Consider the following 17,887-nt stretch of genomic DNA (forward strand, 5'->3'; position numbering starts at 1 on the left):
GCCGCGGGGCGGCGGTGGATTCGGCTCGGTTCGAGCCACGCAGACGGAGCCATACTCACCGCTGCCCCGCCGACACCCGTGACGTCGCCGAGATGGTGGCGGAGCCGACCACGCGCGTGCCGTCGTAGATGACCGCGGCCTGGCCGGGGGCGATGCCGTACGCCGCGTCGAGCAGCTCGATGTCCACACCCTCCTCCGTCACCGTCACGGCGGCGCGGTGCTCGTCACCGTGGGCCCGCAGCTGCACCGTGCCCGACAGCCGGGTCGGGACCGTGCCGCACCAGCGCGGCCGGATGCCGGTGAGCCGGTCGACGGCGAGCCGCTCGTGCGGGCCGACCGTCACCGTGCCGGACACGGGCTCGATGTCGAGCACGAAGCGCGGCTTGCCGTCGGGCGCGGGGCGGCCGAGCCGCAGGCCGCGCCGCTGGCCGATCGTGAACGCGTAGGTGCCCTCGTGGGTGCCGACCGCGGCACCGGACTCGTCGACGATCGAGCCACCCCGGTTGGGCGCGCGGTCGCCGAGCTTCTCGCGCAGCCAGCCGGCGTTGTCGCCGTCGGCGACGAAGCAGATGTCGTGGCTGTCGGGCTTGTCGGCCACGAGCAGCCCGCGCTCCGCCGCCTCCAGACGCACCGCCGACTTGGGCGAGTCGCCGAGCGGGAAGAGCGAGTGCCGCAGCTGCTCCTGGTCGAGCACGCCGAGCACGTAGGACTGGTCCTTGCCGTGGTCCACCGCCCGGTGCATCTCCACGAGCCCGTCGTCGCCACGTCGCAGCTGCGCGTAGTGGCCGGTGGCGACCGCGTCGAACCCGAGCCCGAGCGCGCGGTCGAGGACGGCCGCGAACTTGATCTTCTCGTTGCAGCGCAGGCAGGGGTTGGGCGTGCGGCCCGCGGCGTACTCGTCCATGAAGTCCTCGACCACGTCCTCGTGGAACCGGTCGGAGAGGTCCCAGACGTAGAACGGGATGCCGATCACGTCGGCCGCGCGGCGCGCGTCGTTGGCGTCCTCGATCGTGCAGCAGCCGCGCGCACCGGAGCGGTACGACGCGGGGTTGCGCGACAGCGCGAGGTGGATGCCGGTGACGTCGTGTCCGGCCTCGGCCGCGCGGGCCGCGGCGACGGCGGAGTCGACGCCGCCGGACATGGCAGCGATGACCCTCATCGCCGCGCTGCCCGGGCCCGTTCGACGACGGGTGCGATCGCCTCGACGACGGCGTCGACGTCGGCCTGGGTCGAGGTGTGGCCGAGGGAGAAGCGCAGCGAGTGACGGGCCGCCTCCTCGTCGCGCCCCATCGCCAGCAGCACGTGGGAGGGCTGCGGCACGCCGGCCGAGCAGGCCGACCCGGTCGAGCACTCGATGCCGCGGGCGTCGAGGAGCATCAGCAGCGAGTCGCCCTCGCAGCCCGGGAAGCCGAGGTGGGCGTTGCCGGGCAGCCTGTCCGTCGGGTGACCGTGGAGGTGCGCCTCGGGGACCACCTCGATCACCCGGCGCACCAGGTCGTCGCGCAGCGCGGAGACCCGGGCGGCGTGCTCGGCCTGCTGCTTGACGGCCAGCTCGACCGCCGCCGCGAACCCGACGATCGCCGGGGTGTCGATCGTGCCGCTGCGGATGTCGCGCTCCTGGCCGCCACCGTGGACGATCGGCGTCAGCGCGAGCTCGCGGCGTACGACGAGCGCGCCCACGCCGAACGGGCCGCCGACCTTGTGCCCGGTGAGCGTCAGCGCGTCGACGCCCGTGCGCGCGAACGCGACGGGCACCGAGCCGATCGCCTGCACCGCGTCGGTGTGCACCGGGATGCCGTGCTCGGCCGCGAGCGCCACGACCTCGTCGACGGGCTGGAGCGTGCCGACCTCGTTGTTGGCCCACATCACCGAGACCAGGGCGACCGTCGCGGGGTCGCGCTCGATCGAGGCACGCAGGGCGTCGACGACGAGCCGGCCCCGGTCGTCGACCGGCAGCAGCTCCACCTCGGCGCCCTCGGCCTCGGCGAGCCAGTGCAGCGGGTCGAGCACCGCGTGGTGCTCGATGGAGGTCGCGAGGATGCGGGTGCGCGCCGGGTCGGCCGCGCGGCGGGCCCAGTAGGCGCCCTTGAGCGCCAGGTTGTCGGCCTCGGTGCCACCGGAGGTGAACACGACCTCGCCCGGCCGGCAGTCGAGCGCCTGCGCGATGGTCTCGCGCGACTCCTCGACGACCCGCCGCGCGCGGCGTCCGGAGGCGTGCAGCGAGCTCGGGTTGCCGACGTCGAGCAGGTGGGCCGTCATCGCCTCCACCGCCGCGGGGACCATCGGGGTGGTCGCGGCGTGGTCGAGGTAGACGGTCTTCAGGTCGCTCATCGCACCGACCAGCGTACGGCGCGCGACCCCGGACACCCCACTCGGCGCCCGCTACTTGGCCGCGAGGGTCGCGACGACGGCGCGGTGGTCGCTGCCGGGGACGTCCGCGGTCTCCACGCCGATCGCCGCCAGGCGCGGGCCCAGCAGCACGTGGTCGATCTGGGCGAGGGCGACCGGGATCACGGCGTACTCCCCACCGTCGGGCCACGTGGGGTGCCAGCCGGCGTTCGCGAGCTCCCCGACGTCGCGGTAGCCGCGGTCGGCCAGCGTGCGCATCGAGGCGTGGTCGGCAGTGGCGTTGAAGTCGCCGACGACCAGGTCCGGGTCCCGGTCGGTGACCTCGTCGACCAGCGTGGCCTGGTCGCGCCGCCAGCCCGCGGCGTCGACGGGGTACGTCGGGTGCACGGCGAGCACCTGCAGGTCGTCCCAGCGGAAGCTCCAGCTGCCCAGTGCCATCGGCAGCCGCTCGGCATCGGTCAGCTCGGTCCGCGCGAACGCCATGGTGCCGGTGGCCAGGACGCCCGGCTCGCCGACGCGGTGCGGGAACAGGTCGTCGAGCCCCGCGCGCTCCATGTCGGCGAGCACGGCCAGTGTCACCTCCTCCATCACCAGGAGGTCGACGTCCTGCTCCGACGCCGTCCGCACGACCTCGACGCCGTCGGCCTCCCCGAGACGGAGGTTCGCCGTCATGACGACCAGCGGGTCCGCGCCCTCCGCCGCGGGCGGATTGGCGCCGCTGAGCTGCGGCGCGTACCACCACCCGTGCAGCACCAACCCCGCCGCGGCCACCAGCGCGACCGGGAGGGCCGCCGCCCGCCACCGCCGCAGCACGACCAGTCGCGCCCCGGCGAGCACCAGCACCACGGTGTACAGCGGCAGCGCCAGCGGCGTGAAGGCGACCAGCGCGATGCCGGACCGGAAGCCGGGGTCGGTCAGGCGCGCGACCGTGATCGCGAGCGCCGGCACGAGGACGAGCGCCGTGACAGCCCAGAACACCCCGACCCGCGCACGCACGGGCCAGAACCTATCGGTCAGAGCAGCACGAGGTCGTCGCGGTGCACGACCTCGCGCTCGTAGCCCTTGCCGAGCTCGCGCTTGAGGTCGCTCGAGATGCGTCCGAGCAGCTGCGGCAGCTCCTCGGCGTCGAAGTTCACGAGTCCCCGCGCCACCGGCGTGCCGTCGGGTGCGGCGAGGTCGACCGGGTCGCCGGCGTGGAACGTGCCCTCGACGGCGGTGATGCCGGCGGCCAGCAGCGATGCCCGCCGCTCGACGACGGCCAGCACCGCCCCGGCGTCGAGCAGCAGCGTGCCCTTCGGCTCCGTCGCGTGCGCGAGCCACAGCAGGCGCGTCGGTCGACGACGGCCGGTGGTGTGGAACAGCGTGCCGACCCGCTCCCCCGCGAGCACGGCTGCGGCGTTCTCGGCCGAGGTGAGGACGACGGGGATGCCCGCGCCGGTCGCGATGCGGGCGGCGTCGACCTTCGTCTGCATGCCGCCGGTGCCGAGCCCGGCGGCGCCGGACTTGCCGATGCGTACGCCGTCGAGGTCGTCGACCGAGGCCACCTCGCCGAGCAGCGTGCTGTCGGGGTGGCTCGGGTTGGCGTCGTACAGTCCGTCGACGTCGCTCAGCAGCACCAGCAGGTCGGCGTGCACGAGGTGGGCGACGAGCGCCGCGAGGCGGTCGTTGTCGCCGAAGCGGATCTCGCTGGTCGCGACCGTGTCGTTCTCGTTGACGATCGGCAGCACGCCGAGGTCGAGCAGCTTGGCGAAGGTCTGGTAGGCGTTGCGGTAGTGCGAGCGCCGGGTGACGTCGTCGACGGTCAGCAGCACCTGGCCCGCGATCACGCCGTGCCGCGCGAGCTCCTCGGTGTAGCGGTGCACGAGCAGCCCCTGGCCGACCGAGGCCGCGGCCTGCTGGGCGGGCAGCGCCTTCGGGCGCGTGCGCAGCCCGAGCGGTGCGAGCCCGGCGGCGATGGCGCCCGAGGAGACCAGCACGACCTCGGCGCCACCGGACCGCAGCTTCGCGAGCACGTCGACGAGGTGGCGCACCCGCTGCGGGTCGATGCCGCCCTCGGCGGTGGTCAGGGAGGAGGACCCGACCTTGACGACGATCCGCTTGGCCTCGGTCACCTCGGTGCGGGGGCTCACTGGGGTTCGTCCTCGCCGGGGTCGTGCTCCGCCCAGTCGGGGTCGTCCGCCGTGCCGATCTCGTACGACGTGGGCCCTTGCGCTCCCTGCACTTCTTGGGCGGGTCGGTCGAGCCGGCGCGCGACGTCGGCACGCGTCTCGCCGTCGGCGCGGTCCCCCATCGCGTCGTCGATCGCCCGGCGACGGCGGGCGGCCGGACGCGAGTCGTCGAACCGCTGGTCCTCACCACGACGACCGAGCATCTCCGCACCCGCGTCGATGCCCGGCTTGAAGTCGAAGACCACGGCGTTGTCGGGGTGGCCGATGAGGACGGCGTCGCCCTCTTCCGCACCCAGCTCGACCAGCCGGGTCTCGACGCCCAGCCGGTTGAGCCGGTCGGCGAGGAATCCGACGGCCTCGTCGTTGCTGAAGTCGGTCTGGCGCACCCACCGCTCGGGCTTCTCGCCACGGACCCGCCAACCCTCGCCGGTGCGCTTGACCGTGAAGTCGTCGCTGCCGTCGGCCGAGGCGGGCCGCAGCACGATCCGCGTCGCCTCGACGACCGGCTTCTCGGCGCGCGCGGCGTCGACGATCGCGGCCATGGCGAACGTCAGCTCGCGCAGGCCCTCACCGGACGCGGCGGAGACCTCGAAGACGCGCAGGTCGCGCTCGCGCAGCTCGTCGACGACGAAGCCCGCGATGTCGCGCCCGTCGGGGACGTCGACCTTGTTGAGCGCCACCAGCCGCGGGCGGTCGTCGAGCCCGCCGTACCGGCTCAGCTCACGCTCGATCACGTCCAGGTCGTCGACCGGGTTGCGACCCGGCTCGATGCTGGCGGTGTCGATGACGTGCACGATGGCCGCGCAGCGCTCGATGTGGCGCAGGAAGTCGTGGCCGAGGCCGCGACCCTCGCTCGCGCCCTCGATGAGGCCGGGCACGTCGGCGACGGTGAACGTCGTGTCGCCGGCGCTCACGACGCCGAGGTTGGGCACGAGCGTGGTGAACGGGTAGTCGGCGATCTTCGGCCGGGCACGGGAGATCGCGGCGATCAGGCTGGACTTGCCGGCGCTCGGGAAGCCGACCAGGCCGATGTCGGCGACGACCTTCAGCTCGAGGACGATCTCGAGCTCGTCGCCGGGCTCGCCGAGCAGCGCGAAGCCGGGAGCCTTGCGCTTCGACGACGCCAGCGCGGCGTTGCCGAGCCCGCCGCGGCCGCCCTGCGCGACGACCAGCTCCGTACCGGGGCCGACCAGGTCGGCGAGCACGGTCCCCTTAGGCGTGGTGACGAGCGTGCCGTCGGGCACGGGCAGCACCAGGTCCCGGCCGTGGGCGCCGTTGCGGTGGGCACCCGCGCCGTGGCCGCCGTGCTCGGCGCGCCGCTTCGGGCTGTGATGGTAGTCGAGGAGCGTGGTCACGTCCGGGTCGACGCGGAGGATGACCGAGCCGCCCGGGCCGCCGTTGCCGCCGTCGGGGCCGCCGAGCGGCTTGAACTTCTCGCGATGCACCGAAGCGACGCCGTTGCCGCCGCGGCCGGCGCTGATGTGCAGCGAGACGCGGTCGACGAACGTGGGGAGCGCCATCGGGTGCCTTCTCTCAGGGTAGAAATCGGAAAGGGCGCCCCGAGACCGGGACGCCCTTCCTTCGAAGCGTTGGTGCGAGCGTCAGGTCACTCGCCCGGGACGACGTTCACGACGCGGCGACCGCGACGCGTGCCGAACTCGACGGCACCCGCGACGAGCGCGAACAGGGTGTCGTCACCGCCGCGGCCGACGCCGCTGCCCGGGTGGAAGTGGGTGCCACGCTGGCGCACGATGATCTCGCCGGCGTTGACGACCTGGCCGCCGAACCGCTTGACGCCCAGACGCTGCGCGTTGGAGTCGCGGCCGTTCTTGGTGGACGCGGCGCCCTTCTTGTGTGCCATCTCTTCAGTCCTTCGAGGGAGTCGTTGGTGCGATCGGCCTGATCAGGCGTTGATCGCCGTGACCTTGACCTGGGTGTACTTCTGGCGGTGACCCTGGCGCTTCTTGTAGCCGGTCTTGTTTTTGTACTTCTGGATGATGATCTTCGGGCCCTTGGTGCCACCGAGGACCTCGGCGGTCACGGACGCCTTGCCGAGCTTGGCGGCGTCGGAGGTGACCTTCTCGCCGTCGACGACCATCAGGACCGGGAGGGAGAGGGTCTCGCCGACAGCGGTCGCGACCTTGTCGATCTCGATGACGTCGCCCACGGCAACCTTCTGCTGGGTGGCGCCAGCGCGCACGATCGCGTACACCGCGGTCTCCTTCGTCGATCTCTCAGCTGAACTGGAACGTCTGGTCTGGGGCGCAACGCTGGGCGGCGCCGCACAGAGAGGGCGCGCCCCTGAGCGCGCACCGAGGGTCAATACTACGGACGCGACCCGTCGAGGGCAAAACCGCGCCCCGGCCCGCGCCTCGCGCGGGTCACCGCTTGCGCGAGCCCTTCTTCTTGATCGGGACGTGCTCGACGTGCGGCGGCTCCTCCTCCGTGGAGGCGCCGGGCTCGGCGTCGCTCGTTCCGGGCTCCACCGCGCCGTCCGCCGGGGGCGCACCGACGCTGCCCACGGCGCCCGGGGGCGGCGGCAGGGTCTCGCCGGCCGTCTCGTCGGCCGTCTCGTCGGCCGTCTCCACCGGCGGTCCGGCCGGACGGCTCGCCCGGCGGCCGCGACTGCGGGTCACGACCTTCGGGGGCTCGGGTGCGGCCTCGGGCTGGGCGTCCGGCTCCGGGGTCTCGACGGGCTCGACCACCGGCTGTTCGACCACCGGCTGCTCGACCACGGGCTCGGCCACCTGCTCGGGCGCGGCGGCGGGGCGGCTCGCGGCGCGGCGACTGCGGGTGCGCGTCGTCACCTTGGGCGCCTCGGGCTCCGCGGGCTGCTCGGGTGCGGGGGTCTCGACGGGCTCGACCACCTCGGCGGCCGTCTCTTCGGCGGCCTTCTCAGAGGTCTTCTCCGCGGCCTTGTCTGTGGCCTTGTCCGTGGCCTCGTCGGCGGCCGGCTCGGCCTCGGGCTCCGCCTCCGGGCGTGCCATGGCGGCGACGTCCTTGGGCGACGGCGGCTTCGGAGCACCGCCGTTCCCGCCGTTGCCGCTCTCCTGGTCCTGCCCGCGCCCGCGGCCACGTCCGCGACGTCCGCGACGCGGCTCCTCCTCGGAGCCCTTCGGCTCCACCGGGGCGTCGTGGATGACCACGCCGCGTCCCTGGCAGTGCTGGCAGTTCTCGCTGAACGCCTCGACCAGGCCGGTGCCGATGCGCTTGCGCGTCATCTGGACCAGGCCGAGCGAGGTGACCTCCGCGACCTGGTGACGGGTCCGGTCACGGCCCAGGCACTCGACGAGGCGGCGCAGCACCAGGTCGCGGTTGGACTCGAGGACCATGTCGATGAAGTCGACGACGATGATGCCGCCGATGTCGCGCAGCCGGAGCTGGCGGACGATCTCCTCAGCGGCCTCGAGGTTGTTCTTGGTGACGGTCTCCTCGAGGTTGCCGCCAGAGCCGGTGAACTTGCCGGTGTTGACGTCGACGACGGTCATCGCCTCGGTGCGGTCGATGATCAGCGAGCCACCCGAGGGCAGCCAGACCTTGCGGTCGAGGCCCTTCGAGATCTGCTCGTCGATGCGGTACTCCGCGAACACGTCGGCCTTGCCGCCCTGGCCGTCCGGCCCGGGGTCGTAGCGGACCAGCCGCTCCTCGAGGTCCGGCGCGACGTGCGCGACGTACCCCTGCACGGTGTCCCAGGCGTCGTCACCCTGGATGACGAGCTTGGAGAAGTCCTCGGTGAAGAGGTCGCGGACGACCTTGAGGGTCAGGTCGGGCTCGCCGTACAGGAGCTGCGGCGCGCTGCCCCTCGCCTTGCCCTCGATGTCCTCCCAGCGAGCCTTGAGGCGCTCGACGTCGCGGGTCAGCTCGTCCTCGCTGGCGCCCTCGGCCGCGGTGCGCACGATGACGCCGGCGGAGTCGGGGACGATCTCCTTGAGCAGCGCCTTGAGGCGGTTGCGCTCGGTGTCGGGGAGCTTGCGGGAGATGCCGCTCGTGGTGCCGTCGGGGACGTAGACCAGGAACCGGCCGGCCAGGCTGATCTGGCTGGTCAGGCGGGCGCCCTTGTGGCCGACGGGGTCCTTGGTGACCTGCACCAGCACGGTCTGGCCGGACGAGAGGACCGACTCGATCTTGCGGGGTTGGCCGTCCTTGTGGCCGAGCGCGGACCAGTTCACCTCGCCGGCGTAGAGGACCGCGTTGCGGCCCTTGCCGATGTCGATGAACGCCGCCTCCATGGAGGGCAGGACGTTCTGGACCCGGCCGAGGTAGACGTTGCCGATCAGCGAGGTCTGCGACTCGCGGGCGACGTAGTGCTCGACCAGCACGCGGTCCTCGAGCACGCCGATCTGGGTGAGGTCCTGGCGCTGGCGGATCACCATCACGCGGTCGACGGCCTCGCGGCGGGCGAGGAACTCCGCCTCGCTGACGATCGGCGCCCGGCGGCGGCCCGCCTCGCGGCCCTCGCGACGGCGCTGCTTCTTCGCCTCGAGCCGGGTCGAGCCGGTGACCGCGGTGATCTCGTCCTCGACGGAGCGCTTCGAGCGCACCCGGGTCACGGTGTTCTCCGGGTCGTCGGTGGCGTCGCCGCCCTCCTCGCCGGCGCGGCGCCGGCGGCGTCGGCGGCGGGACGACGAGCTCTCGCCCTGGCCCTCCTCGGCGCCGGACGTGTCGTCGCCGGCCTCGTCGGTGTCGCCCTCGGCGGCCTCGGCGTCGTCGGCGCTGTCGCCGGCCTCGCCCGAGGAGTCGCCTGACTTGCGCCGACGGCGACCACCGCGGCGGCGCCGGCGCCGGCCGGACCCGGTGCCCTCGCCGCCCTGCTCCTCGGTCTCGCCCTCGCCCTCGGCGGTGGCGTCCTCGGCGGGCTCGGACGCCGGCTCCTCGGTCGGCTTCTCGGTCGGCTTGTCGGTCGGCTTCTCGGCCGCCTTGTCGGTGGCCTCCTTGGCGGGTGCGCCCTTCGTGGCCGTCTTCTTGGCGGTGGTCTTCTTGGCGGCCTTCTTCTTCGGCTTCTGGGCCGCCGGCGTCTCGGCGGCGGCCTCGTCGGCGGGCGGCACGGTGCCCTCCGCCGGCGTCTCGTCGGCTGCCGCGGCCGCCTTGCGCGTACGCCGCGCCGGGGTCTTCTTCGCGGGCTCGGGCGCCTGGAAGAGCAGTGCGGTCGCCGTCGGGTCGCCGTGCGGCCCCTCGGTCGCCTCCGCCTCGGTCACCGCGACCGGAGCCTCGGCGGCCTTCTTGGCGGGGGCCTTCTTGGCGGGCTTGGCCGGGGCCTTCCTGGTGGCCTTCTTCGCGGGGGCGGGAGCCTCGACACCGAGGTCGAGCTGCTCCTCGGCGGCGGGCGCGGCGGCTGCCTTCTTCGCGGTGGTCTTCTTCGCGGCCGCCTTCTTGGCGGTCGTCTTCTTCGCGGCGGTCTTCTTCGCGGCCGCCTTCTTCGCCGGCTTCTCGGCCGGCGGCTCGCCGGCCTGGGCCGGCGTGGTGGCGGGTTCTGCTGCTTCGGCCCGGAGGTCGTCGGCCATCTGGTGCACTCCTAGCGCCCGCGCCTCATGGCGGGCGGTCCGACGCCGCTCGCCCGAGTACCCAGAGCGAGTGACGCAAAGCCTTCGTGTGGCGGCGACACCCTCCGCTGCGCGTCACCGCGGGACACCATTCGCCACCTGCCGCGGTCGCTGGGCGCGGTCCTGTGGGACCTGTGGCGGGTCGCTGTCACCGACCTGCCGGCCGCGTCGCGGTCTGGCGACGATCGCGTCTCGTGGTGTGCCGGGCCACGGGGGTCCGGCGAGAACGTCGTCGGGTCTGCCCGGACAGGGTGCCCGGATCGACCACGGCGAGTATCGCACACGTCCGGGCGGGACCCGGCAACGTGAGCCTGGACCCGCCGATGGCCGCCGTCGCAGCAGGCGGAGAGCGGTGGGTCCAGGCTCAGCTCGAGAGCGGGTCGCCGACCGTCCCGGTCTCCTCGTCCAGCGGCCCCTGCGCCAGGCGCGTCAGCAGCGGCGCACCGGCCGGCTCGAGCCCCGCGACGGAGGCGAGCCCCGAGAGGACGTCGTCCGGACGGACGGCGGGTACGCCGTGGCGCAGCACCAGGTCGAGCCGGGCGCCCTCCGGACGCTCGGCGGGCGGCGCGGCCACGGCGAGCGAGACGACGGCGGCCCGGCAGTCGAACTCGCGAAGCCCCTTCTTCGTCATCCGCTCGACGAGCACGGTGTCGGCTGCGAGCAGGGCGTCCACCGCGGCCCGCGCGGCCGCGGGGTCCACGTCGAGGTCGATCTGCCACCGGCTCCCCTGCAACAGGTCGGCGAGGGCTCCGCCGGGCGACTCGACGACCTCGAGCACGTCGAGTCCGTCGGGAAGCGCCTCCTCGAGCTGGCCCTGCACGACCGCCGGGTCGACGACCTCGGCGAGGGCGATCTCGAGGTACTCCGCCTCGCTGGCGGACCCCGTCGGCGCGGCGCCGGCGTAGGAGATGCGCGGGTGCGGGTTGAACCCGGATGAGTAGGCCATCGGCACCCGCGCCCGGAAGATCGCCCGCTCGAACGCCCGGCTGAAGTCGCGGTGGCTGGTGAAGCGGAGCCGCCCGCGCTTGGCGTAGCGGATCCGCAGCCGCTGGACGGGAGGGGCCTGCTGCTCGGGCTGGTCGCGCACGGACCAACCGTAGGTCAGCCGAGCACGGCGCCCTTCATCTGCGGTGAGGCGTAGACGTTGGTGATGCGGACGCCGTCGAGCCACGCGGTGAGCCGGGCGGCCTCGGCGTCCAGCGCCGCCCGGGCATCGGAGCCGACGTCCTCGCGCAGCACCGGCACGACCACGGCGTCGGGGTCCTGCACCCAGCAGCCCACGATCCGGCCGTCCCACCAGGCGGTGTTGCCGGCGTTGCCGTTGGAGTCGAAGAGGTACGGCGTGTGCGCGGCGTCGAGGTAGAACGACCGCCCGCGCCAGCCCATGACCGTGGGGTCGAGCGTCGGCAGCAGCGCGGCCCACGGCTCGACCGCGTCGACGGGGTCGTCATCGCCGGCGAGCACCCAGCCGGCCTCGTCGCCGTCGAGCTCGACCTGGACCGCGCCGACCTCGGCGAGCGCCTTGCGCACTGCCGTCTTGGTCGAGCCGAGCCACCACACGATGTCGGCCTCGGTGCCGGGGCCGAAGGTGGCCAGCCAGCGGCGCACGAGCTCGGCGTACCCCTGGTCCGTCGACCATGGCTCGGACGTCTCGCCCAGCCAGGTCGCGGTCGTCGTCCACGTCGGCTTGTTGAGGCGCCAGTGCCCCGCGTTGGTCGCCCGCAGCAGCCGGCCCTCGGCCGCGAGCGTGCCGATGACCCAGCGCCCGATCGGGAAGTCGCCGCCCCACTTCTTGTCCGGGTCGCCGATGGTGAATCGTCCCTGGAGCTCGGGCACGAGCGCGCGCAGGTCGGCCGTGCTCCGCGGCACCTCGTCGGCGAGGACGTCGAGCACGTCGGCGTTCGCCTTCGCGATCCACGCGTCCGCGTCGGTGGTGATCCCTGCCCCGACGATCCACTTCGCGACCTGCGCGCGCTGCTGCGCCGCGACCCGCGCCGAGGCGCTCCCCCACGCGGCGGGCAGCAGGTCGCGCGGGAAGACGAAGAGCGTGCGGCGCATCGCGAGCTGCTTGACGAGCGTGCGGTCGTCGTACAGCGCGCTCTCCACGTCGTCGACGGTGAGGCCGTCGACGCGGGACCAGAGGGCGAGGTGGACCGAGGCCGCCTCGGTCGCGTGCAGCACGGTCATCGCCCGCGTCGCCGCCTCGGGGTCGCCCAGGCGGTGCCCCGGCGCCAGGGCGTGCCGCCGAGCCAGGCGGTGACGGCGCTCTACGTCACAGATCCGGCGCATGTGAGCCATCCTGCCGGAGGCCGCCGACAGTGCTGCTGACACGATCGGTCGGTGAGCACCTCCTCCCGGCGCGCGGTCATCCTGGTCCTGGTCGGCATCGTGCTCGTCTCGGTCAACCTCCGTCCGGCCGCCGTCAGCGTCGGGCCCGTGCTCGCGGAGGTGCGCGACGCGTTCTCGATGAGCGGCCCCACCGCCGGCCTGCTGACGTCGCTGCCCGTGCTCGGTTTCGCCTTCTTCGGCGCGCTGGCGCCGGCCGCCGCGCACCGGATCGGCGTGCACCGCGTGACGCTCCTCGCGCTGGTCGCGGTGGTGCTCGGCCTGGGCGGGCGGGCGATCACGCACAGCGAGGCGCTGTTCCTGCTGCTCTCGCTGCTCGCTCTCGCGGGCATGGCGATGGCGAACGTGCTGATGCCGTCGCTGGTGAAGCTGCACTTCCCCGACCGGATCGGGCTGATGACCGCGATCTACACGACCGCCCTGTCGACCGGTCTCACGGCCGCGCTGGTGCTGACGGTGCCGATCTCGGACGCGCTCGGAGGCTGGCGCTGGGGCCTGGGCGCGTGGGCACTGGTCGCCGCGGTCGCCGCCCTCCCCTGGATCGGGCTCGCCGCGCACGACCGCAACCTCGAGACCACGCCCCGGACGATCTCATTCGGCGACGTCGCGCGGACCCGCCTCGGTGGCGCGATGGCGCTGTTCTTCGGCCTCCAGTCGCTCCAGGCGTACGCGATCTTCGGCTGGTTCGCGCAGCTGTGGCGCGACAGCGGGTACGGCGCGACGACCGCCGGCGTGCTCGCCGGCCTGGTCGCCGGCACCTCGATCCCGCTGTCGCTGTGGCTGCCCAACGTGCTGGCCCGGTCGGCCACGCCCTGGCGGGTGCTCTTCGTCGTCATCGGCACCTACCCGATCGGGTACGTCGGGCTGATGGTCGCGCCGTACTCGCTCGCCCCGCTGTGGGCGGTCGTCGTCGGCGTCGGCACCGTGACCTTCCCGCTGATCCTGACGCTGATCGGGCTGCGGGCCAGGACGCCGCAGGGCACGGCCGCCCTGTCCGCGTTCACCCAGTCCGCGGGCTACCTCGTCGCCGTCGGCGGGCCGTTCGCGATCGGCGTCGTGCACGACGCCACCGGCGGCTGGGACCTGCCGCTCCTGCTGATGCTGCTGCTCGCGCTGCCGCTGTTCGCGCTCGCGGCGTACGTCACCCGGCCGATCTACGTCGAGGACCAGCTGCCGGGGTCCACACCCCCAGCCACTGCTCAGCCGACCACGCCTCGAACCGCTCCACCTCGGTGAACCCGAGCCTCGCCGCCAGGCTCATCGACGCGGCGTTGGCGGTCTGGGTCGCGAGCACCACCGGTTCGCCGGGACGCACGCCGGCGATCCAGTCGAGCGCGGCCGAGCACGCCTCGGCGGCGTACCCGGATCCCCAGGCCTCCGGCAGGAAGAGGTAGCCGAGATCGACCTTGCCGGCCGCCGACGGGCACCTCAGCGCATCCTGCTTGAGCAGGACCTGGCCGATCATCGCTCCGTCACGATCGACGACGAAGCTCCCCGGGGACTGCGCGGGCACCTCAGGTACGTCGCGCTCGAGCTCGTCCCGCGGCTGGGCGCCACCGAGGTAGGCGTTCACCTCCGGTGAGGCGAACAGCTCGATGAACGCAGCCCGGTCCCGCGCCTCCGGCGCACGGAGCACGAGGCGCTCGGTCCGGATCGGCTCGGGCGGCCAGGGAACGTCACCGAGGTCCGTCACGTCGACGACCGTAGTGGCACGATGCCGGTCCGGCCCTCCCAGGCGCCGTGCTCGGACAGCGGCCGGAACCGGTACGTCGCGAACTCGTGGTGGAAGTCCCGGCGGCGCCGCTCGGCCATGGCGGCGGCGTGCCGGTCCGGCTCGGTGACGGCCGAGCGGCCGTGGACCATCGCCTCCATCTCGCGCACCGACCGCCAGACCGAGAACGTCGAGACCGTCCGCGGCGGCCGGAGGCCGGCCAGCGCGAGGGTCACGCCCGGGTGGTCGCGGACGAGCCGCTCGACGGGCCTGCCCCAGTGCAGGAACCGAGGCACCTCGGGCAGGCGCATCCGGGCGACGGTGACGGCGACGACGGGCTCGTCCCTGCTCCACGCCCCTGCGCGGGCAGGGAGGTCGGGGAGCGCGGCCAGCGTCGACCACCGGCGCAGGAACTCCAGGCGCACGTGCCAGCCGGTCGCCAGGCGCCGGCCGACCGGGTCCACCTCGAGGTAGCGGTCGAGCGCCGCCTCGTCGCTCCACTGGGCGAAGACGGCCATCCGGCGCAGCTGCAGCCGGTCCGGTGAGACCGTGGGGGCGCCGAGCCGCATGAGTGCCAGGCACTCGGCGTGGTCGAGGCCCGGCACCGAGCCGGCCGACGGCGGACGGGCCAGCACCCGCGCGCCCACGACGGCGGGGAGCTCGGCCAGGTGGAAGGTGTGGACGGTCACGGCTTCGGTTCCAGCTTGTAGTGCAGGCGGACCGCCCACCTGCTGCGCAGGCGGATCTCGTGGTCGGTGCGCAGCACGCCGTACCGGTCGACGAACACGTGGAAGGTCTCGTGCAGCGGTGCGCGGGCGGCGTACGTGCGCCCGTGGTCGCTGACCACGACGTATGCGCCGTCCTCCCCGAAGCGCCCGAGCGGCGACTCGAGGACCAGGCCGCCGTCGTCGGTGATCGACGGCCGGAGCAGGACCTGGACGTTCCCCGACTCGAGCGGGAACGCGACGTGGACGCTCGGCCGGCCGGCCCCGGGCAGCGTGCGGGTCGAGTAGCACCCGCTGAACGCGTGGCGGCCACTGGCCCGCAGGGTCCGGATCCACGCGGCGCCGACCTGGGCGCCGTCGCCGTCGCGGATCAGGGTGATCCTGCTGTCCATGCCGCGTGCGACGTCCAGCGGCCGCATGGGGAGGGCCAGCTGCTCGACGCGCCTGCCGTAGACGCGGGAGACGAGCTCACCGGCGGGCCAGAACACCGGCGACCACGCGGTCCACACCTCCATCTGCCACGCTGCCGTTCGCTCATAGAAGTCGCGGATCTCGGGACGCAGCCGGGCGGCGTCGAAGCCGGGCCCGTCGAGCGCCGCCATGGTGGACAGCAGGCCCGCCGTCGGACGGTCGGGCTCCAGGTGGCCGTGGCGTCGCGCCGCCTCGGCGTCGAGCCAGGCGTCGGCGACCCTCGCCGACCGGCTCATCGGCGCGGCCAGCCACGACTCGCGGCCGTCGAGGTCGACCGAGCGTCCTGCGATCCGCCAGAACTTCCGGGAACCGAGGTCCAGCAGATGGCTCACGGGCGAGCATTCTGGCAGAGGTGGCCCTCGGCCAGCGGGACCCCTAGACCACGCTGAGCGGGAGCAGCTTCTGACCCGTGGGGCCGATCTGGATCTCGGTGCCCATCTCAGGGCACACACCGCAGTCGTAGCAGGGCGTCCAGCGGCAGTCCTCGACCTCGATGTCCGCGCCGTCGGCGGCGGCGAGCGCGTCCTCCCAGTCGGCCCACAGCCAGTCCTTGTCGAGCCCGGAGTCGAGGTGGTCCCAGGGCAGCACCTCGTCGTACTCGCGCTCACGGGTGGTGAACCACTCGAGGTCGATGCCGGTGCCGGCCAGGCCCTTCTCGGAGGACTCGACCCAGCGGTCGAAGGAGAAGTGCTCGCTCCAGCCGTCGAAGCGGCCGCCGTCGCGCCAGACCTGCTCGATGATCCGGCCGACCCGGCGGTCGCCGCGCGAGAGCAGTCCCTCGATGATGCCGGGCTTGCCGTCGTGGTAGCGGAAGCCGATCGCGCGGCCGAAGCGCTTGTCCTCGCGGACGGTGTCGCGCAGCTTCTTCAGCCGCTCGTCGGTCGTCTCGTGGTCGAGCTGCGCGGCCCACTGGAACGGCGTGTGCGGCTTGGGCACGAAGCCGCCGATCGAGACAGTGCAGCGGATGTCGTTGCGCCCGGAGACCTCGCGGCCCTTCGCGATCACCTTCTTGGCGAGCTCGGCGATCGCGAGCACGTCGTCGTCGGTCTCGGTCGGGAGGCCGCACATGAAGTACAGCTTCACCTGTCGCCAGCCGTGGGAGTACGCCGTGGCGACGGTCCGGATCAGGTCCTCCTCGGTGACCATCTTGTTGATCACCTTGCGCATCCGCTCCGAGCCGCCCTCCGGGGCGAACGTGAGGCCGGAGCGGCGGCCGTTGCGGGAGAACTCGTTGGCGAGCGTGATGTTGAAGGCGTCGACACGGGTCGACGGCAGCGACAGCGAGACGTTGGAGCCGTCGTACCGGTCGGCGAGGCCCTTGGCGACGTCGCCGATCTCGGTGTGGTCGGCGCTCGACAGGGACAGCAGGCCGACCTCCTCGAAGCCGGACTTGCGGATGCCGTTCTCGACCATGTTGCCGATGGTCTCGATCGACCGCTCCCGCACCGGGCGGGTGATCATGCCGGCCTGGCAGAACCGGCAGCCGCGGGTGCAGCCCCGGAAGATCTCGACCGAGAAGCGCTCGTGCACGGTCTCGGCGAGCGGCACCAGCGGCTTGGCCGGGTAGGGCCAGGCGTCGAGGTCCATCAGCGTGTGCTTGCGGACCCGGAACGGGATCCCGGGCCGGTTGGGCACGACCGCCTCGATGGTGCCGTCGGCGGCGTACGTGACGTCGTAGAAGCGCGGCACGTAGATGTTGCCGCTGACCGCGAGCCGCCGCAGCAGCTCGTCGCGACCGCCCGGGCAGTCCTCCGCCTTCCAGTCGCGCACGACCTCGGAGATCGCGAGCACGACCTCCTCGCCGTCACCGAGGACGGCGGCGTCGAGGAAGTCGGCGATCGGCTCCGGGTTGAACGCCGCGTGGCCGCCAGCGAGCACGATCGGGTCGTCGTCGCTGCGGTCGGCCGAGTGGATCGGGATGCCCGCGAGGTCGAGGGCGTTGAGCATGTTGGTGTAGCCGAGCTCGGTCGAGAAGCTGAGGCCGAAGACGTCGAACGCCTTCACCGGCCGGTGCGCGTCGACGGTGAACTGCGGGATGTCGCCCTCGCGCATCACCTGCTCCATGTCGGGCCACACGGAGTAGGTGCGCTCCGCCACGATCCAGTCGCGCTCGTTGAGCACTTCGTAGAGGATCTGCACGCCCTGGTTGGGCAGCCCGACCTCGTAGGCGTCGGGATACATCAGCGCCCAGCGGACGGTGGGGCCGTCGGGTGCGCAGTCCCAGTCCTTGACCGTGGAGTTGAGCTCGCCGCCGACGTACTGGATCGGCTTCGACACCGACGGGAGCCGGGGCTCGAGCCGAGAGAAGACCGACTCGGGGGCGCTCGTGGGCGCGGACATGCAACTACCTCGCAGGATCGACACTTGGCGGAACAACCAAGGGTACGACGCGGCGCGGCGCTGGGCCGAACCGTCAGTCGGAGTCGGTGCCCAGCTCCTCGAGCGCCTTGCGGGCCGCGACCAGCTCCTGCTCGGCGAGGACGATCAGGTCCTCCAGCCCGCGTGCGCCGTACCTGTTCGCGATGTGCTGCACGGCGTCGACGACCTCGGCCTCCGGCTCACGTTGCGTCATGCGCT

General features: G+C 73.2%; 16 protein-coding genes. 1 reads left to right on the forward strand and 15 read right to left on the reverse strand.

The window, feature by feature from the left end:
- Nucleotides 1-55 precede the first annotated feature (55 nt).
- The 10 genes from mnmA to ACFQQI_RS16945 form a co-directional block, all read right to left on the reverse strand.
- On the reverse strand, nucleotides 56-1,159 hold the full coding sequence (mnmA, locus tag ACFQQI_RS16900; RefSeq protein WP_378565934.1) for a tRNA 2-thiouridine(34) synthase MnmA: 1,104 nt from the start codon (nucleotides 1,157-1,159) through the stop codon (nucleotides 56-58).
- Nucleotides 1,156-2,331, reverse strand: coding sequence for a cysteine desulfurase family protein (locus ACFQQI_RS16905; protein WP_378565937.1), 1,176 nt, complete (start codon nucleotides 2,329-2,331; stop codon nucleotides 1,156-1,158). The genes mnmA and ACFQQI_RS16905 overlap by 4 nt, the downstream gene beginning before the upstream one ends.
- 51 nt (nucleotides 2,332-2,382) lie before the next feature.
- Complete coding sequence (locus ACFQQI_RS16910; RefSeq protein WP_378565940.1) at nucleotides 2,383-3,345, reverse strand: endonuclease/exonuclease/phosphatase family protein; 963 nt, start codon at nucleotides 3,343-3,345, stop codon at nucleotides 2,383-2,385.
- Nucleotides 3,346-3,362: 17 nt separating this feature from the next.
- Nucleotides 3,363-4,478: a glutamate 5-kinase gene (proB, locus tag ACFQQI_RS16915; RefSeq protein WP_378565943.1), complete on the reverse strand. Its 1,116-nt coding sequence runs from the start codon at nucleotides 4,476-4,478 to the stop codon at nucleotides 3,363-3,365.
- Nucleotides 4,475-6,037 (reverse strand): GTPase ObgE, encoded by a 1,563-nt coding sequence (gene obgE / locus ACFQQI_RS16920; protein WP_378565946.1) that lies wholly within the window; start codon nucleotides 6,035-6,037, stop codon nucleotides 4,475-4,477. The genes proB and obgE overlap by 4 nt, the downstream gene beginning before the upstream one ends.
- An 86-nt stretch (nucleotides 6,038-6,123) precedes the next feature.
- Nucleotides 6,124-6,378 carry a 50S ribosomal protein L27 gene (gene rpmA, locus ACFQQI_RS16925; RefSeq protein WP_378565949.1) on the reverse strand — a complete coding sequence of 85 codons (255 nt, stop codon included), beginning with the start codon at nucleotides 6,376-6,378 and terminating at the stop codon, nucleotides 6,124-6,126.
- A 42-nt stretch (nucleotides 6,379-6,420) separates the two neighbouring features.
- Nucleotides 6,421-6,729 (reverse strand): 50S ribosomal protein L21, encoded by a 309-nt coding sequence (rplU, locus tag ACFQQI_RS16930; RefSeq protein WP_378565952.1) that lies wholly within the window; start codon nucleotides 6,727-6,729, stop codon nucleotides 6,421-6,423.
- Between the two features lie 169 nt (nucleotides 6,730-6,898).
- Nucleotides 6,899-10,018 (reverse strand): Rne/Rng family ribonuclease, encoded by a 3,120-nt coding sequence (locus ACFQQI_RS16935; protein ID WP_378565955.1) that lies wholly within the window; start codon nucleotides 10,016-10,018, stop codon nucleotides 6,899-6,901.
- Between the two features lie 403 nt (nucleotides 10,019-10,421).
- The gene (locus tag ACFQQI_RS16940; protein WP_378565958.1) at nucleotides 10,422-11,144 is read right to left on the reverse strand and encodes a TIGR03936 family radical SAM-associated protein; all 723 of its coding nucleotides are present in this window, start codon (nucleotides 11,142-11,144) and stop codon (nucleotides 10,422-10,424) included.
- Between the two features lie 14 nt (nucleotides 11,145-11,158).
- Nucleotides 11,159-12,346 (reverse strand): winged helix DNA-binding domain-containing protein, encoded by a 1,188-nt coding sequence (locus ACFQQI_RS16945; protein ID WP_378565961.1) that lies wholly within the window; start codon nucleotides 12,344-12,346, stop codon nucleotides 11,159-11,161.
- A 51-nt stretch (nucleotides 12,347-12,397) separates the two neighbouring features.
- Here ACFQQI_RS16945 and ACFQQI_RS16950 point away from each other — a divergent pair, with 51 nt between their 5' ends.
- The gene (locus ACFQQI_RS16950) at nucleotides 12,398-13,639 is read left to right on the forward strand and encodes an MFS transporter (protein WP_378565968.1); all 1,242 of its coding nucleotides are present in this window, start codon (nucleotides 12,398-12,400) and stop codon (nucleotides 13,637-13,639) included.
- Here ACFQQI_RS16950 and ACFQQI_RS16955 read toward each other — a convergent pair.
- From ACFQQI_RS16955 to ACFQQI_RS16975, 5 genes are all read right to left on the reverse strand, one after another.
- A complete protein-coding gene (locus ACFQQI_RS16955; RefSeq protein WP_378565971.1) occupies nucleotides 13,545-14,096 on the reverse strand; it encodes a GNAT family N-acetyltransferase in 552 nt (183 codons plus the stop codon). The two genes, ACFQQI_RS16950 and ACFQQI_RS16955, sit on opposite strands and share 95 nt — an antisense overlap.
- Nucleotides 14,093-14,803, reverse strand: a complete 711-nt coding sequence (locus ACFQQI_RS16960) for a hypothetical protein (protein WP_378565974.1) — start codon at nucleotides 14,801-14,803, stop codon at nucleotides 14,093-14,095. Before ACFQQI_RS16960 ends, ACFQQI_RS16955 begins: the two co-directional genes overlap by 4 nt.
- Nucleotides 14,800-15,642, reverse strand: a complete 843-nt coding sequence (locus ACFQQI_RS16965) for a hypothetical protein (RefSeq protein ID WP_378565977.1) — start codon at nucleotides 15,640-15,642, stop codon at nucleotides 14,800-14,802. Before ACFQQI_RS16965 ends, ACFQQI_RS16960 begins: the two co-directional genes overlap by 4 nt.
- Nucleotides 15,643-15,685: 43 nt before the next feature.
- Nucleotides 15,686-17,650 carry a TIGR03960 family B12-binding radical SAM protein gene (locus ACFQQI_RS16970; RefSeq protein WP_378565980.1) on the reverse strand — a complete coding sequence of 655 codons (1,965 nt, stop codon included), beginning with the start codon at nucleotides 17,648-17,650 and terminating at the stop codon, nucleotides 15,686-15,688.
- Nucleotides 17,651-17,723: 73 nt separating this feature from the next.
- A complete protein-coding gene (locus tag ACFQQI_RS16975) occupies nucleotides 17,724-17,882 on the reverse strand; it encodes a hypothetical protein (RefSeq protein WP_378565983.1) in 159 nt (52 codons plus the stop codon).
- Between the last annotated feature and the right edge of the window lie 5 nt (nucleotides 17,883-17,887).

Source organism: Nocardioides sp. GCM10030259 (assembly GCF_042666375.1).
In the GTDB taxonomy this organism is placed as follows: Bacteria; Actinomycetota; Actinomycetes; order Propionibacteriales; family Nocardioidaceae; genus Nocardioides.

What these genes read in the sequence shown, in the direction of transcription:
- mnmA (WP_378565934.1), bottom strand. Translation starts at nt 1,159, where the DNA reads ATGAGGGTCATCGCTGCCATGTCCGGCGGCGTCGACTCCGCCGTCGCC.
- ACFQQI_RS16905 (WP_378565937.1), bottom strand. Translation starts at nt 2,331, where the DNA reads ATGAGCGACCTGAAGACCGTCTACCTCGACCACGCCGCGACCACCCCG.
- obgE (WP_378565946.1), bottom strand. Translation starts at nt 6,037, where the DNA reads ATGGCGCTCCCCACGTTCGTCGACCGCGTCTCGCTGCACATCAGCGCC.
- rpmA (WP_378565949.1), bottom strand. Translation starts at nt 6,378, where the DNA reads ATGGCACACAAGAAGGGCGCCGCGTCCACCAAGAACGGCCGCGACTCC.
- ACFQQI_RS16935 (WP_378565955.1), bottom strand. Translation starts at nt 10,018, where the DNA reads ATGGCCGACGACCTCCGGGCCGAAGCAGCAGAACCCGCCACCACGCCG.
- ACFQQI_RS16945 (WP_378565961.1), bottom strand. Translation starts at nt 12,346, where the DNA reads ATGCGCCGGATCTGTGACGTAGAGCGCCGTCACCGCCTGGCTCGGCGG.
- ACFQQI_RS16970 (WP_378565980.1), bottom strand. Translation starts at nt 17,650, where the DNA reads ATGTCCGCGCCCACGAGCGCCCCCGAGTCGGTCTTCTCTCGGCTCGAG.
- ACFQQI_RS16975 (WP_378565983.1), bottom strand. Translation starts at nt 17,882, where the DNA reads ATGACGCAACGTGAGCCGGAGGCCGAGGTCGTCGACGCCGTGCAGCAC.